Below are 16,200 nucleotides of genomic sequence, written 5' to 3' on the forward strand. Positions count from 1 at the left end.
ATGATCGAGATCCTCGGCTATGCCGATCGTCTTGCCGTCCGGCCCGGCGCCACCATCGCGTTCAAGGTGAGCTGCGAGACCGGGGCCGAATCCTATCGCGCCGATATCGTGCGGCTGCGTTGCGGGGATGACCGTCCTGACGGCCCGGGGTTTCAGGAGGCGCTGGTCGCGGACGCAGCGGCGAACGGCGATTACCCAGGCCGTAAGCAAGCCATCGATTGCGGCTCCTATGTAAGGATCGGACCGGCGGCAGCGTTCGACGCGATCGCCAGCTTCACGCTCTCGGCGTTGATATGGCCGACCCTGCCGGAAGCGGACGAAGCGACCGTCCTGGCGCGCTGGAAAGGCGCCGCGGAAGCCGGCGCCGGCTACGCGCTGGCGATCGACAAATCTTCCCGCCCCTGCCTGAGGCTCGGCGGTGGGGCGCAGGTCTGGCGGCTGGTCCATCCGGTCGCCCTTCAGGCGCGACGCTGGTACCGGCTGCTGGCGAGCTTCGATGCCGCGACCAAGACCGCCACCTTGCATTGCGAGCCGGTCGACGCGCGCTGGGGCGATCCGGCGTCTCGCCCGGTCTCCGACCGTTGCCCATTGGAGGCCAACGCCTTCGGGCAAGGATTGGTGGGCGTGCCTTTCACGATGGCCGCCCATGTGATCGCCGGCATGAAGGGCCGCTGGCGCGGGGCGGGCCATTTCAACGGCAAGATCGAGGCGCCGCGGCTTCACGCGCAGGCGATCCCGGCGGCCCAGATCGAGCAGATCCTGACGACGCCCCTGGCAGCACCGTCTGGCGCGAGCTTGGTTGCCGCCTGGGATTTCTCGCAGGATATCCCGGGAACGAGGATCCGCGACATCGGCCCGAAGGGGCTCGATGGCGATTGCATCAATCTGCCGACGCGCGCGATGACGGGGCGTGCCTGGACCGCGGAAGCCATGAACTGGAAAAGCCGCCCGCAGGAATATGCGGCGATCCATTTCCACGAGGACGATCTCTATGACTGTGCCTGGGAGACGGATTTCAGCTGGACGATTCCCCAGGAACTGAAGAGCGGGATCTATGCCGCGCGCCTGCGCTGCGGCAGCCAGGGCGAGGATTATGTGCCCTTCTTCGTCTTGCCGGAGCGCGGACATTCCCGGGCGCCGGTCGCCTTCCTCGCCTCCGCCGCCACCTATCTCGCCTATGCCAACAGCCACGATCACTACGAAGATCCCGTGGCGGAACGCTGCCATGGCTTGACCGTCCTGGCGCCGGCCGATCTGTTCCTGATGCAGCGCCGCGACCTCGGTCTCTCCACCTACGACCATCACCGCGACGGCAGCGGCTCCTGCTGGAGCTCCCGCTTGCGCCCGATCCTGAACATGCGTCCCAAGCGGGCGCTCTGGTCGCTCAACGCCGATCTGCATATCACCGACTGGCTCGAAGCGATCGGCCAGGATTATGACGTGATCGACGACGAGACCCTGCATCGGGAAGGCGTGTCGCTGCTCGAGCGCTACGCCTGCGTCATCACCGGCACGCATCCGGAGTATTATTCGACGGCGATGCTGACCGCCATGGCCAGCTATCTCGAGCGGGGTGGCCGGCTGATGTATCTGGGCGGCAACGGCTTCTATTGGCGCGTCGCCTGGCATGAAGAACTTCCGGGTGCCATGGAGATGCGCCGCGGCGAGGCCGGCACGCGGATGTGGACCTCCGCACCGGGCGAGACGGGCCTTGCCACCACCGGCGAGCCCAGCGGCATGTGGCGGCATTCGGGCTTCGCGCCCCAGCGTCTCGTCGGGGTGGGTTTCATCTCCGAAGGCTTCGACAGCGGATCCTATTACCGGCGCCTGCCCGACAGCCACAACCCAAGAGCGGGCTTCATCTTCGCCGGCGTCGAGGAGGAGATCGTCGGCGATTTCGGGGTATTCGGCGGCGCCGCGTCGCTGGAGCTCGACATCGTCGATCCCAAGGTCGGCACGCCGGCCCATGCCCTGCATCTGGCCGCGTCGGAGGGGCACAGCAACGTCTATGTGATCGCCCAGGCCGAGACCGGCGCCAACCATCCCGGCATGGACGGCATCGAGAGCCCTCTGGTGCGGGCGGATATGGTCTTCTTCGAGACCTTGAATGGTGGCGCCGTCTTCTCGACGGGCTCCATCGGCTGGGCGGGAAGCCTCGCGCATAACGGCTATCGGAACAATATTTCCACGATTACCCAGAATGTATTGCGGCGCTTCATATCGCCGGAGCCATTCCCGCCATCGGCGGGAACGAAGTAGCGAGAAGGGGCAGCCTGCGCATGGCGAGCGTCGAGATTGTCGAGATCCGGAAGAATTACGGCCCGCTGGAGGTGCTTCACGGGATCAATGTCAGCATCGCGAACGGCGAGTTCATCGTGCTGGTCGGGCCGTCGGGCTGCGGCAAGTCGACCCTCCTGCGCATGATCGCAGGCCTCGAGGAAATCACCTTCGGCGATATCCTGATCGACGGACAGGTCGTGAACGAGGTCCTGCCGAAGGATCGCGACATTGCCATGGTGTTTCAGAGCTACGCACTTTATCCGCATATGACGGTGCGGAAGAACATGTCCTTCAGTCTCCGGATGAGGGGCGCGGTCCGGGAGCGGATCGATCAGGATGTCGCGGCCGCCGCGAACGTTCTCGATATCGAGGGTCTGCTCGAGCGCTTCCCGCGACAGCTTTCCGGCGGCCAGCGGCAACGTGTGGCCATGGGCCGGGCGATCGTGCGCAAGCCCAAGGTCTTCCTGTTCGACGAGCCGCTCAGCAATCTCGACGCCAAGCTGCGCGTATTGATGCGGACCGAGATCAAGGCCCTCCATCAACGCCTCGGCACCACCTCCATCTATGTGACGCATGACCAGCTCGAAGCGATGACGATGGCGGACCGCATCGTCGTCCTTCAGGACGGCCGGATCGAGCAGGTCGGTCCGCCGCTCGATCTCTATGACCGGCCAGCGAACCAGTTCGTGGCCGGCTTCATCGGATCGCCGGCCATGAACTTCGTCCCGGGAACCCTGCGTCCCGACGGTGGAAGCTGGATCGTCGAGGCGCGTGGCGCGCGGCTGAAGATCGACTCTGTCGGCAAGGGTCGCCAGGGCCAGGCAGTCGTGCTCGGCATCCGCCCCGAGCATCTCGAGGTCGTCGCTCCCGGCGAGGGGATCGCCGCCGAGGTCGGCGTGGTGGAGCCCACGGGCGCCAGCACCTTCGTCTTCACCCAGATCGCCGATATACCCGTCTGCGCCGTGCTGAATGACCGCCGTCTGCCGCGTCCGGGCGACCGGATCGGCCTGGCGCCACAGCTCGACCGGATTCACCTCTTCGACACAGAGACCGGGCTTCGGCTGAACTAGAACATCCGTCCGACCGGCTGCTCCAACCCGTCACTGGATGTCGATCGACGGCGTCTCGCTGTCGGGCGCCGGCACGTCGATCTGGATGTTCATCTCATCGCTGGTCGGAACATGGTGAATGCGACTCAGCACCATGTTCGGAAAGGCGATGACGAGGCTCACCATGACGATCTGGATGCAGACGAAGGGCACAGCACCCCAATAGATCTGCCCGGTCGTCACGGGCGCCAGCCTGCGCCCGGTGATCTTGTCGATGAACTCCGAGGAGGGCGCCACGCTGCGCAGGAAGAACAGCGCGAAGCCGAAGGGCGGGTGCATGAAGGAGGTCTGCATATTGACCCCCAGCAGGACGCCGAACCAGATCAGATCGATCCCGAGCTTTTCCGCGACCGGCGCCAGCAGCGGCACGACGATGAAGGCGAGCTCGAAGAAATCGAGGAAGAAGGCCAGGAAGAAGACCAGGATATTGACGACGATCAGGAAGCCCAGCTCGCCGCCGGGCACGCTGGTCAGCAGGTGATCGACCCAGAGATCGCCATCGACGCCGCGGAACACCAGGGTAAAGACGGTCGAGCCGATCAGGATGAAGACCACGAAGGAGGAGAGCTTCGCGGTCGTGTCCATCGCCTGCTTGAGCAGGGACCAGTTCAGCCGCCGATTGAGTAGCGCCAGGATCAGGGCGCCGGTGGCGCCCATGGCACCGCCCTCGGTCGGCGTGGCGACGCCGATGAAGATGGTGCCCAGCACCAGAAAGATCAGGATCAGCGGCGGCATCAGCGAGACGATGACGCGACGCAGCAGCGCCAGCCCATGCAGGGTCCGGGCCTCGAGCGGCAGGGCCGGCACCCATTTCGGCCGGATCATCGTGACGCCCAGGATGTAGAGAGCATAGAGGCCGGTCAGACACAGGCCCGGGACGATGGCGCCTTCATACATGTCGCCGACCGAGCGGCCGAGCTGGTCGGCCAGCACGATCAGGACCAGGCTGGGCGGGATGATCTGCGCCAGGGTCCCCGAGGCCGCGATCACGCCGCTGGCGAGCCGCCGGTCATAGCCATAGCGCAGCATGATCGGCAGCGAGATCAGGCCCATGGAGATAACCGAGGCCGCGACCACGCCGGTGGTGGCGGCCAGAAGCGCGCCGACGAAGATGACCGCGAAGGCGAGCCCGCCGCGCAAGGGGCCGAAGAGCTGGCCGATGGTATCGAGCAGATCCTCGGCCATGCCGCTGCGTTCGAGGATCAATCCCATGAAGGTGAAGAATGGGATCGCCAGCAGCGTGTCGTTGCGCATGATGCCGAAGATGCGGTCCGGCAGAGCCTGCAGCAATGAGGGGGTGAGCAGGCCGAGCTCGATGCCGATGAAGCCGAACAGCAATCCGTTCGCGGCCAGCGCGAAAGCCACCGGATAGCCCATCAGCAGCAGCACCACCAGCGCCAGGAACATCAGGGGCGCCAGGTTGGCGATCAGGAGTTCGATCATGTCGGCGCGCCGTCGGCGCGGTTGCTGACGGCAGCGGCGGCATGGGCCGGGCGTTTCTCGGCCGGATCGGGGATGAGCCCCATCAGGAAGGCGACCCGCTTGATCAGCTCGGAGAGGCCCTGCAGCGCCAGCAGTGTGAAGCCGATGGGGATGAGGAGCTTCACCGGCCAGCGCAGCAGCCCGCCGGCATCGCCCGACATCTCATGGCGCAGATAGGAGTCCGACACCAGCGGCCAGGACAGCCAGGCGATGATGACCGCCATCGGCAGCAGGAACAGCGCCGAGCCGATGATGTCGATCCAGGTCTGGGTTCGTTTCGAGAGCCGCCCGGCGATCACGTCGATGCGGACATGCTCGTTGCGCAGGAGCGTATAGCCGGCGCAGAGCAGGAACACCGCCGAGAACAGATACCATTGGATCTCGAGCCAGGCATTCGAGCTGGTGTCGAAGACATAGCGGACCATGGCATTGCCGGCGCTGACCAGGACCGCGATCAGCACGCACCAATAAGCCAGACGGCCGACATGCCCGTTAAGCCAGTCGATCGCGCGGCTCAGGCCGAGCAATGCCTTCATGCCGTCCCCCTGTCCCTGTCGTCGGGAGCGCCTCTTGCCGAGCGCCTGCTGCCGCTTCCCCCTCTTGTCGGGAGGCAACGCGGTCATTGCCGATAATCTGGCTGGGGTGGCGCTCTAGCTCAACCGAAAAAACCGAACCGGGTCGGCCTCAGGCCGCGACGGCGATCCCGCCCCTGACGGCACCGCGATCGACGCGGCCCCACAGCACGGCGTGATCTTCCGGCAGTGCGCGGCTGTTGGGCATCGCGAACCAGAGCCGCAGCATCGAGCGCACCCGGCCCGTGGCGGGATCGTTCTCGAACGCCGTGCGAGCGTGATAGATCACATGGTTGTTGAGGAGCTGGATCTCGCCCGGCGCCAGCACCATCTCGAAAGCGAGCTCGGCCGCGACCGAGTCGAGCAAAGCGAGAGCCTCCACCTGCGGCGACGCCAGGCGCGGCGCCTGCGGCAGTTGCTGCGCATTCTCGATATAGGTGCGCGAATAATGGCTGGTGAGCCTTCCGTCGCGCTGGCCGAAGATCGGCAGCAGATAGATCGAGGTCTCGCCGCCCTTCTCCTCGCCGAAGCGAGTGCGCGGCACCGGCTGATAGAGAATCTCCAGCAGGTCGGGGCGGCGCTTCAGGATCTCGTTATGGACCGCGCCGGTGCTGCAGAGCTTGCTCACGCCGCCCTGGGCTGCCTGTCCGATGCAGAACAGGCCCACCACGTCGCAGCGATCGGTATGGAAGCGCAAGGGGCCGTTGGTGAGAGTGCGCGCATAGGAAGAGAGGAAGGGCTTGCCATTCTCATCGACCGTGACGCCGTGGCTGGCCGCCACGTCATAGCCCTCGTCCTGGATCGCCTTCATCAGCAGACCGATGTTGCTCTGCGAGACGATGGTGCCCAGATGCTGGCCCAACCCGAACCAGAGATGGCGCTGGGAGCGCGGATCGAGTCCGGCGAAATCGAGCCCCGTCAGCTTCGCCATGCCCGATCCGTTCTCCAGCTCCTCGCGGGCTTGCGCGCAGAGCTCGTCCAACCCGGGGACCTGGAGCCGGTCGCGCGTGAGCGACGACCATTCGACCCCAGCCTCCCGGGCGCAATCGGCAGCGGCGATCAGGGCGCGGCCCACGGCCCGATCGATCGGCCGGATCCAGCGGTTCGAAGCGGCGATCTCCGTCCCGCGCCATACGCAAGGACCGGCAATGGGGGCGATGGAGGCCATGGCGTTCGACAATCCTCGGGCAAAAGCAGGGAGTTGGGGGGCGTTTGGCGAAACTCGGAAAATGATCCCATGACGGGCGGGCGGCATCAAGCGGCCGAAAGAGGGGCCGCCGGCCGGCTCCCCCTATCTGTCGCAGCCGTAATCTTCCAAGATGGAGGCCGGATCGACCCGCATTCCCTTGACGTGATGGCGAGGACCCGCCCTTGGCAGGACAGGACGGCCCGATATCGAAGGTTTCGGAGCGGCCCCCGCCGGCCCCGTTGCCGCTGTCGGCCGCGCCGGAGACGGCCTGCAAGATCTGCGCCGCCGTCAGCCCGCTCTTCGACGTGGTCGACTTCCACAAGATCTGCAAGGAACGGCAGGGAAGGTCCCTGCATCTCTCCGGTCGCCCCGTCTATTATTACCGCTGTCCCCAATGCGGCTTCCTCTTCACCCGAAGCTTCGACCAATGGCAGCCGGAAGACTTCGCGAAGTTCATTTATAATCGGGACTATCCGGCCCTCGATCCCGATTATGCCGAGGCCCGGCCCCGGGAAAACGCGGCGCATATTCAGCAACTGTTCGGCGACCGGCTCAGAGGCCTGCAGCTGCTCGATTTCGGCGGCGGCAACGGCCGTTTCGCGGCGCAACTTCGCGAAGCCGGTTGCCAGGCCGAGAGCTTCGATCCGTTCGCGACGGCTGTGTCTTCGTCGATGTCAGGGACCGGCCGGCGTTTCGACATCGTCACCGCATTCGAGGTCTTCGAGCATGTCGCCGATCCCGTGGCCTGCCTGGACGCGATCGATCGCCTTTTGGCGCCGGACGGCCTCCTGTTGCTTTCCACGCTTGTCACCGACGGCGAAGACGGGAAAGCCAGCATCGGACCGAGATTGAACTGGTGGTACGCGGCGCCGCGCAATGGACATATCAGCCTGCATAGCCGGCACAGCCTGACGCGGCTCCTGGCGAAGGCGGGACTCAATATCGCGTCCGCCAACCAGAGCTTCCATATGGGTTTTCGCGACATCCCGAAATTTGCCGACCATCTGATCAAGGCGGCCCCGGTTTCCGGATAGCGCGGCTACGGCAACAAGAGCCATCGGACCGAGGCCGCTTGCCGAGAACCCGTTCGGCGTCGTAACACCCATTCGTTCTCTTCCGGAATCAACCTGACGGCGAACCGGCCGAACATGCGGGCACTTCTGATCGAAGACGATGTGATGATCGGCCAGGGCCTGGTTCGCGCGCTGGGCGATGCCGGCTGGTCGGTCGACTGGGTGCGAACCGGCGGCGATGGCGAGGAGGCCTTGCGCTCGGGCGGCCATACCGTCGCTCTCCTCGATCTGGGATTGCCCGAGAAGCGTGGCCTCGAGGTGCTGGCCTCGATCCGCAAGGCGGATATCCGCACGCCCGTCATCATCGTGACGGCGCAGGACGATCTGGAAACCCGGCTGTCGGGCCTCGATCTCGGCGCCGACGACTATCTGATGAAGCCCTTCGACAGCCGCGAGCTCCTGGCCCGGATCCGCGCCGTGTTGCGGCGGCGGGTCGATCAGGCGGTTTCCGCCCTCAGCAGCGGCGAGGTGGAGCTCGATCTGACCTCCCATGCCGTGACCTATCGCGAAATGACGCATCTCCTGCCGGCACGGGAGTTCGCGCTGATGCAGGCACTGGTCGAGCATCAGGGCGGCATCCTCTCGAAGGCGGTGCTGGAAGAGCGCCTCTATGGTTGGGGCGAGGAGGTCCAGAGCAATGCGGTCGAGGTGCTGATCCATTACATCCGCCGCAAGTTCGACAAGGACATCATCCGCAATGTGCGGGGCGCGGGCTGGACCATTCCGAAGGCGCCGCGATGACGTCGCTGCGCCGTTCCGCCATGATCTGGCTGGGCGGAGTCCTGGCTGCCATAAGCCTGATCAGTGCCGCGGGAACCTACTACTTCGTCGCCCAGGAGGCGGACGATGCGCTCGACCAGCAGCTGAAGCTGGTGGCGAGCTATGTCGGCGCCGATCCCGCCGAGCCCGCCGCGCTCACGGGCCGCGCCTTTGCCGCCGATCCCGAGGACGAGCTGGTGCTCCAGTTCTGGCGGCCCGACGGCTCGCTCGCCGGCACCTCCCATCCGGAAATCGCGATTCCCCGGCAAAGCGAGACCGGCTTCGCGGACATCAGTGCGGCGGACGATTCCTGGCGGACCTTCACCCTCACCGGCAACGAGGGCACCATCCAGGTGTCGCAGCGCACCGTGGTGCGACAGGAGCTGGCGGGCGCCTCGGCGCTGCGTTCCGCGATTCCGATCGGGCTCCTGGTGCCGATCGCCCTTCTGGCGCTGGGCTTTGCCATCGACCGCATCATGAGGCGCCTCGACCGGGTGGCCGGCGAGGTGGCGGACCGTGGCCTCGAGGACCGTTCGCCGATCTCGCTGCAGGACACGCCGATCGAGATCGCGCCGCTGTTGCAGGCCATGAACAGCCTGATGTCGCGGCTCAACCAGGAGATCGAGCGTCAGAAGCGGTTCGTTTCCGATGCCGCTCACGAGCTGCGCACGCCCCTGACGGCGCTGCAGATCCAGATCGACAATCTGAAGCGGGCGGCGCTGACCGGCCCGGCGCCGGAGCGATTGGCCGAGCTCGAGGACGGCGTCAGGCGCGGATCGGCGCTGGTTGAGCAGCTGTTGCGCCTGGCCCGCTACGAAGCGGGTGAAGCGAGCCCGCCGGCCGCCCGTTTCGATCTCGCGGCCTGCGTCGCGCAATGCGTGGCGCGGGCGACCTTGCTCGCGGACCGGCGGCGCATCGATCTGGGCCTCGAGCGGCTGGACGCCGCCGACGCCATCGGCTCTCCGGACGATATGGCGGTCCTGGTCGGCAACCTCCTCGACAATGCGATCCGATATACGGGCATCGGCGGACAGGTCGATGTGTCGCTGGCCGTCGAGACGGGTATCGCCCGAATCGAGGTGACCGACACCGGGCCCGGCGTGGATGACGCGGCCTTGCCCCGGCTGTTCGATCGATTCTATCGGGCCCGGCCGCATGACAGCAGCGGCACGGGCCTCGGGCTCGCCATCGCGAAATTGATCGCCGATCGCCATCGGGCGCAGCTCGATCTCCGCAATCGCAGCGATCGCCGCGGCATGACCGTGAGCCTGATCGTTCCTTTGGCCTGATCGGCGTCTTCCCAATCGGCCTTCCTCTAAGTCTCCTCTAAGTCTCCGGCCGATAGCCTCGCGGCCACGCTCGCCGACCTGCGGCGGCACTGGGGACCTCCTCGCCAATCATGGAGATGAAGACATGTTTCAAAGACTTTTGCTCGCGGCCGCGGTGACCGCCGCCCTCGCCCTGCCCGCCCTTGCCCGTGCCGATGAACCCGAAGCATGCGAGCAGGTTCTCAAGCGGCTCGACGACGCGATGAAGACCACGACTCTGACCGACGAGCAGAAGGTGCAGGTGACGGGCCTGCGCAAGCAAGGTCTGGAGAAATGCAAGGTCGAGAAGGATGCCGAGGCCGACGCCGATTTTCAGGCGGCGCTCAAGATTCTCGGTAAGTAGCGCTGCTTGGGCGCGCGGTACCGGACATCCCCAATTGCCGGTACCGCGCGCCGCCGCCCAGCTTTCCTCCCCCTTGCGGAGCCTGCCTCATGACCCGTTCGAGAGCTCTCCTGATCCTTGTGATTGTCGTGCTGTCCGCGATCATGGCGGCGACCGCGCCCTACTTGATTCGCCACACCAAGATCGGGCTGGAGTTCAAGGGCGGCTATGAGCTGACCTTCACGGCGGACCCGCTGGCGCCCGCCAACACCGTGACGCCCGAGGCCTTGACCAAGACGGCCGAGATCCTGTCGGAGCGGGCCAATGCGACCGGCGTCTCCGAGCCGCAGGTGAACATCCTGGGGCAGAATCAGATCCGGCTCATCCTGGCGGGCGTCTCGCAGGGCGATCCCGTGCTCGCCACGCTCCGCGATCCCGCGGGCCTTCCGGTCAAGCTCACCCAGACCTATTCGGAGACGGTGGGCGGCGTGCTGGGCGCCAGCGACCTTGCGGCGACGCTTCGCGCGGCGGGCCTGGCGGGAGCGATCCTCCTGGTTTTCCTCGTCCTGGTCTATCGCCTCCCAGGCCTCCTCGCCGGCTACGGCCTGACGGTCTTCGTCTGGACCCTTCTCGTCGTCTTCAATCTGCTGGGCGCCATCCTCTCGCTCTCCGCGATCGTCGCCTATGTGCTGGGAATCGGCATCGCGGCCGGCACCTCGATCATCCAATATGAGCGCATCCGCGACGAGCTGGCCTCGGCCGTCGGGCTGCAGCAGGCGCTGCTCGAGGCCGGCCGGCGTTCCTTGCGGACCGTCCTCGACGCGAATGCGACCGTCTTCATCTGCGCCGCCATTCTGCTGGTGGTCGGCATCGGTCCGATCCGCGGCTTCGCCCTCACGACGATGCTGGGCGTGGCGCTCAGCCTGATGGTCAATGTCTTCTTTGCGCGATGGCTGCTGCAGCTCGCCTATGGCGACAGCGACGGCCCGGATGCCATCTTTGGCCGGCCGATCCTTTCGCGGCACAGGGCAGACACGGTCCGGGCTCGGTTCGACTTCATCCGTTGGGGCCGCCCGATCGCCGTCGGCGCGATGATCTTCATCACGATCGGATTGATCGATGCCGTTCGCGGTCCGCTCAATTACGACATCGAGTTCAAATCCGGCACCGCGCTGGATATCCAGATCGACAAGCCGATCACCCAGTCCGATGCGACCGACCTGATGTTCTCCGCCGGGGTCGCCCCCGCGACGGTCGCGATTGGCGGTGCCGGCAACAACATGATCGCGGCGCGCTTCGACGACGTGCTGACGACGGCCGATGTCGATGCGATCGTCGGCCGCTACAAGGAAACCTATGGCGAGAACGTGACCTTCGCCGAGAACACCGCCGATCCGGCGGTGGCGCGCCATCTGGCCGTGCAATCGGCCGAGGTCATCCTCCTGGCCCTGGCCGGCACCTTCCTCTTCATCCTGTTGCGCTTCGGCTGGCGCTACGCGGTGGCGTCGCTCGCCACCGTCTTCACCTCCGTCCTGTTCGTGATGGCCTGCTTCGCGCTCTTCTACCAGGAGATCGACATCACCTTCATCGCCGCCATCCTCACCGTGATCGGATATTCGCTCAACGAGGCGGTCGTGGTGTTCGACCGCATTCGCGAGAACTTCGCCGAGGCGCCGCCTGGCGGCCACGGCCAGCGGGCCATGGTCAATCGCAGCGTCGGCCAGGTCCTGCGCCGTTCGCTCTTCACCGTCTTCACGGTGCTCGCCGGCTCGGTCTGCCTCTATCAGTATGGCGCGGAGCCCCTGCAGATGTTCGCGCTGGCGATCGGGCTCGGTCTCGCCTGCGGCAGCGTGGCGTCACTCTTCATCGCGCCCAATCTGTTGCTGCTGCTGCAGCCGACACCGACCCGCCTCGTGGATGCCGGAGCGGTCGCGGAAACGCCGATCCTTCAGCAGGAGCGTTCATCGTGACCGCGTTCGCGGCGGCACGGCCGCTCACGCCCATCGTGGAGCGCACGACGCCCTGCAAGATCTGCGCCACCGCCAGTCCGCTGTTCGACGTGGTGGATTACCACGAGGATTGCTACGAGTCCGACGGCCGTCGCATGACCTTGTCCGGGATCCCGATCTACTATTATCGCTGCCCCGGCTGCGGATTCCTTTTCACCCGGGCCTTCGACGATTGGGGCCTGACGGATATGACGAGCCCAGCCACGACGCTCGAGAAAGTGGCACCGACGCTGGACGTGGCCGAGCGGCACAACCACAACTTCGTTCCTCTCCTCAAGGAATGGTTCGGCGACGGGCTGAGCGCCCTGCGGCTGCTCGATCTCGGTGAAGACAAGCTGGCCGCGTCGCTGCGGCAATCGGGCATTCCCGCCGATCGCCCCGAGCCAGGTCCCGCCCGCCTCCGGACCGCGTCGCCCCTGACGGCCGGCCCCTATGACGTGATCCTGGCCTTCAACATCTTCGAGCAATTGACCGAGCCGCTGGCCTTCATGAAGCAGATCGATCAGGTCACCGCCCCGGACGGGTTGCTGCTGGTGGCGACTCCGCTCAGCGACGGGGTCGACCCGGCCGCCGCCGGCATAAGGCGCCGCCCCTTGCGCTATATCTCGCCCCGCCGGGAGCAATATTCCATTTTCAACGCCGCCAGCCTCGCTTTGGCGTTCGGCTCGGCCGGCTTCCGTCTGGCGGGCTTCCGGCAAGGCATCCATATCGGCCTGCGCAGCCTGCCCGCCTTCGCCGAGCGTCTGTTCGAGGAGCGAGCGGGTTGGTTTTCTTCCAGCTCTCTGTCCGGATCGCGGTGAGATCGGCCTAGGTCGATGAGGAGGCCGGAGGAACCCGCAGCCCAGGTTCCGCCGGCGCGATCGTTGCCGTCTCCCCTTCATCCATCATGCGGCTCGGCCGCAGGGCGCCGCCCTGATCCAGGATCGGATAGGCCACGGACGCCAGATGCGCCGCGATGCGCTTGAGGTCGCGCAGGATGTCGAGATGGAGCGCGCTGGTCTCGAGGCTCTCGGGCCGGCCGGCGCGCAGGCGCTGCAGATGACTGTCCGTCGCCGACTGCTCCAGCTCGCGGATGGCGACTTTCTCGTTCAGGAGCCGGCGCGCGTCGCGCGGTTCACCGGTCATGAACACACTGATCGCCAGCCCCAGTACCGCCATCAGGCGGTCTTCCATGGCCTCGATCTCGAGCGCGCCCTCGGTTGAGAAGCTCAAACGGTATTTGATCTTCTTGGCCGCGATCTCGCGCAGGCTCTTGTCGAGAATGTCGCCGGCATGCTCGAGGTTGATGGCGAAGGTCAGGATGTCGGAGCAGCGGCGGGCATCGGCTTCGTCGAGTCCCTCCTCGCGGCCGATGCGTGTCAGATAGAGCTTGATCGCCTTGTGCAGCCGGTCGAGCTGATCGTCGAGATCGCCGATTTCGGAAGCGCGCCTGCGATCGTCATGACGCAGCGCCTCGGCGAGCGCGCGCAGCATGGCCTCCAGGATATCGGCCATGCGCAAGGTCTCGCGCGAGGCTTCGGCAAGCGCGATGGCAGGCGTGGCCAGGGCCGCCTCGTCGATATAACGCGGTGCGCCGGGATCGCTGACCGGGGCTGCCGGCAGCAGGCGGCGGCAGAGCCGCGCCAGCGGACCCAGCAAGCCGACGAACAGGATCGCCAGCGCCAGATTGAACAGCAGATGGAAATTGGCCGCGAGGCGCGCCGGCTCCGGCTCGACCATCGCGAGGGCCGTCCCGATCCGCGGCAGGAACGGCAGGACTATCAGGCAGCCGGCGCCGCGCACGATCAGGTTGCCCAGGGCCAAACGGCGCGCCGGGTTGCTTTTACCGGCGCCCAGGAATTGCGGAATGACATTGCCGAGATTGGCGCCCAGCACCAGGGCCAGCGCCACGTCCGGCGCTACGATCTGCGCCGCCGCCAAGGACATGGCGAGCAGCACCACGGCCACGCTCGAGTAGGCGGCCCAGGTCATCAGCGCCGCCAGCAGGATCGACAGCAGCGGGTGGCCGGAGAGCACGGCGAAGAGATCGCGCACCAGCCCGGCTTGCTCGACCGGCTGGACGGTGGCGAGAATGAGATGCAGCGACAGCAGAATGAGGCCCAGGCCGATCCCGACGCGGCCCAGATCGCGAACCCGGGTCTTGCCGCTCTGCTTGAAGGCGATCACGCCCAGCAGGATCAGGATCGGGGCGACGGCCGAGACATCGAAGGTGAGCAGCTGAACGATCAGGGTGGTGCCGATATTGGCGCCCAGCATGACCGCCAGCGCCGGCACCAGATCGACCACGCCGCTGGCGAGAAAGGACGCCGTCATCAGGCCGGTGGCGGTGCTGCTCTGCAGCAGCGCGGTCACGCCGATGCCGGCCAGGAGCGCCTTCCCGCGGTTGGCGAGCCCGGCATTGAGCCAGCGGCGGAGATCGGAGCCCAGCGCCCGCAGGATCCCGGAATGCACCATATGCAGACCCCAGAGGAGCAGGGCCACATTCCCGGCCAGATGCAGAATCGCGAGGCTACCCGACATGTGATCGTCCATTCGTCGAAGGCGGGGCCCGCCCCCGCCGTTTGGAAGCGCGGCGGAACAGAGCTGGATCCCGTGAGAAGCCACTATTCTCTACGCAGATGCAGGCTCGATTGCCACCAGAACGCCGCCTATCGTCGTATCGACGACGACCCGACGCCCTGTCAGGGCCGTCTGAAATTTGCTACTGGAGACGGCGTTGCCGCTGGCCGAAGGAATTCGCCGATGCTGACCGACAAACAGATCGACCAGGCCTCGAAGCTCCTGGTCGAGCATTGGGAGCGGGGCCGCCGCATGGCCCGCTTGCCGGAAGCGATTCGGCCCCGGACCCGCGCCGAGGGCTATGCGATCCAGGCCCGGATCGAACGCCACAGCGCGAAGCCGGTCTTCGGCTGGAAGATCGCGGCGACCAGCAAGGCGGGCCAGGCCCATATCGGCGTCGACGGGCCGATGGCGGGCCGGCTCCTGGCCGAGCGCGTGCTGCCCGATGGCGGCTCGACGCCGCTTGGCGCCAACCATATGCGCGTGGCCGAGGTGGAGTTCGCCTTCCGCATGGGCCGGGACCTGGCGCCGCGCCCGGCACCCTATTCCACCGATGAAGTCCTGGCCGCGGTCGACACGCTGCATCCCGCGATCGAGATTCCGGATTCGCGCTATGACGATTTCGTCACGGTCGGCGCGCCCCATCTCATCGCCGACAATGCCTGCGCCCATCTCGTCGTCGTCGGAGCGGCGGCGAAGAGCGATTGGCGCAAGCTCGACCTCGCCGCCCATAAGGGCCGGGGTGCGAACGAGGGCAAGTTCGAGCGCGAGGGCAGCGGCGCGAATGTGCTGGGCGATCCGCGGGTCGCGCTCGCCTGGCTCGCGAACGAGCTGCGCGGCCTGGGCCTCACGCTCGCGCGCGGCCAGATCGTCATCACCGGCACCTGCGTCAAGCCGATGGAGGTCGAGGCCGGCGATCATATCGTGGCCGATCTCGGCAGCCTGGGCGGCCTCTCGATCCGGTTCACCTGACGCCGATGCTCGAGATCTTCGTCGATGCCGATGCCTGTCCGGTGAAGGACGAGGTAATCCTCGTCGCCGAGCGCCATGGGCTCCCGGTCCATATGGTGGGCAACAGCTGGATGCGGCTCGGCGGCGCCCAGACGGTCAATCGCGTGGTGGTGACGGACGGCTTCGACGCCGCCGACAACTGGATCGTCGAGCATATCGGCGCCGGCGACATCGCGATCACCGCCGACATCAGGCTCGCCGCCCGCTGCCTCGAGCGCGGCGCGCGGGTGTTGGGTCCCACCGGCAAGCCTTTCACCGAGAGCGGCATCGGCATGGCGCTCGCGATGCGCGACCTCAACGAGTATCTGCGCGATACAGGCGAGATTCGTGGCGGCGGCCCCAGCTTCTCGCGGAAAGATCGCTCGCGCTTCCTCGAGGCGCTGGATCAGACGATCCAGTCCCTCAAGCGCGATCAGAAAAAGAGCCCCGGTCCGTAAGCCCCAGCCCGCAACGCGCTATTTCAGGCAGACCGCCTCGATATTGTTGCCGTCGGGGTCGATCATGAAA

The 16,200-nt window shown here is 66.3% G+C and carries 14 protein-coding genes; 10 read left to right on the forward strand and 4 right to left on the reverse strand.

Annotation, left to right across the window (positions count from 1 at the left end):
• Positions 1–2,259 (forward strand): N,N-dimethylformamidase beta subunit family domain-containing protein, encoded by a 2,259-nt coding sequence (locus ACREE8_RS23575; RefSeq protein ID WP_431575465.1) that lies wholly within the window; start codon positions 1–3, stop codon positions 2,257–2,259.
• A 20-nt stretch (positions 2,260–2,279) separates the two neighbouring features.
• Positions 2,280–3,350 (forward strand): ABC transporter ATP-binding protein, encoded by a 1,071-nt coding sequence (locus ACREE8_RS23580; RefSeq protein WP_431575466.1) that lies wholly within the window; start codon positions 2,280–2,282, stop codon positions 3,348–3,350.
• Positions 3,351–3,380: 30 nt separating this feature from the next.
• On the opposite strand, the gene ACREE8_RS23585 is transcribed toward ACREE8_RS23580, so the two are convergent.
• The 3 genes from ACREE8_RS23585 to ACREE8_RS23595 all read right to left on the reverse strand — a co-directional run bounded on the left by ACREE8_RS23585 (position 3,381) and on the right by ACREE8_RS23595 (position 6,611).
• Positions 3,381–4,832 carry a TRAP transporter large permease gene (locus tag ACREE8_RS23585; RefSeq protein WP_431575467.1) on the reverse strand — a complete coding sequence of 484 codons (1,452 nt, stop codon included), beginning with the start codon at positions 4,830–4,832 and terminating at the stop codon, positions 3,381–3,383.
• Entirely contained in the window at positions 4,829–5,407 is a 579-nt protein-coding gene (locus ACREE8_RS23590; protein WP_431575468.1) for a TRAP transporter small permease subunit, read from the reverse strand. Before ACREE8_RS23590 ends, ACREE8_RS23585 begins: the two co-directional genes overlap by 4 nt.
• 148 nt (positions 5,408–5,555) lie before the next feature.
• Positions 5,556–6,611 (reverse strand): TauD/TfdA family dioxygenase, encoded by a 1,056-nt coding sequence (locus ACREE8_RS23595; protein WP_431575469.1) that lies wholly within the window; start codon positions 6,609–6,611, stop codon positions 5,556–5,558.
• Between the two features lie 203 nt (positions 6,612–6,814).
• Between ACREE8_RS23595 and ACREE8_RS23600 the strand changes: the two genes are divergently transcribed.
• The 6 genes from ACREE8_RS23600 (at position 6,815) to ACREE8_RS23625 (ending at position 12,923) form a co-directional block, all read left to right on the forward strand.
• Complete coding sequence (locus ACREE8_RS23600; RefSeq protein WP_431575470.1) at positions 6,815–7,666, forward strand: class I SAM-dependent methyltransferase; 852 nt, start codon at positions 6,815–6,817, stop codon at positions 7,664–7,666.
• 114 nt (positions 7,667–7,780) lie between these two features.
• Entirely contained in the window at positions 7,781–8,446 is a 666-nt protein-coding gene (locus ACREE8_RS23605; protein WP_431575471.1) for a response regulator, read from the forward strand.
• Positions 8,443–9,753, forward strand: a complete 1,311-nt coding sequence (locus ACREE8_RS23610; RefSeq protein WP_431575472.1) for an ATP-binding protein — start codon at positions 8,443–8,445, stop codon at positions 9,751–9,753. Before ACREE8_RS23605 ends, ACREE8_RS23610 begins: the two co-directional genes overlap by 4 nt.
• 124 nt (positions 9,754–9,877) lie before the next feature.
• Positions 9,878–10,135, forward strand: coding sequence for a hypothetical protein (locus ACREE8_RS23615; protein ID WP_431575473.1), 258 nt, complete (start codon positions 9,878–9,880; stop codon positions 10,133–10,135).
• A gap of 89 nt (positions 10,136–10,224) precedes the next feature.
• Positions 10,225–12,084, forward strand: a complete 1,860-nt coding sequence (secF, locus tag ACREE8_RS23620) for a protein translocase subunit SecF (RefSeq protein WP_431575474.1) — start codon at positions 10,225–10,227, stop codon at positions 12,082–12,084.
• Entirely contained in the window at positions 12,081–12,923 is an 843-nt protein-coding gene (locus tag ACREE8_RS23625; RefSeq protein WP_431575475.1) for a methyltransferase domain-containing protein, read from the forward strand. Before secF ends, ACREE8_RS23625 begins: the two co-directional genes overlap by 4 nt.
• Before the next feature lie 7 nt (positions 12,924–12,930).
• On the opposite strand, the gene ACREE8_RS23630 is transcribed toward ACREE8_RS23625, so the two are convergent.
• A complete protein-coding gene (locus ACREE8_RS23630) occupies positions 12,931–14,643 on the reverse strand; it encodes a Na/Pi cotransporter family protein (protein WP_431575476.1) in 1,713 nt (570 codons plus the stop codon).
• A 222-nt stretch (positions 14,644–14,865) separates the two neighbouring features.
• Between ACREE8_RS23630 and ACREE8_RS23635 the strand changes: the two genes are divergently transcribed.
• Together ACREE8_RS23635 and ACREE8_RS23640 are read left to right on the forward strand one after the other, a co-directional pair.
• Positions 14,866–15,654: a 2-keto-4-pentenoate hydratase gene (locus ACREE8_RS23635; protein ID WP_431575477.1), complete on the forward strand. Its 789-nt coding sequence runs from the start codon at positions 14,866–14,868 to the stop codon at positions 15,652–15,654.
• A 5-nt stretch (positions 15,655–15,659) separates the two neighbouring features.
• The gene (locus ACREE8_RS23640) at positions 15,660–16,130 is read left to right on the forward strand and encodes a YaiI/YqxD family protein (protein WP_431575478.1); all 471 of its coding nucleotides are present in this window, start codon (positions 15,660–15,662) and stop codon (positions 16,128–16,130) included.
• Positions 16,131–16,200: the final 70 nt, after the last annotated feature.

The sequence above is a fragment of the Hypericibacter sp. genome (assembly GCF_050729195.1).
Lineage (GTDB): Bacteria > Pseudomonadota > Alphaproteobacteria > Dongiales > Dongiaceae > Hypericibacter.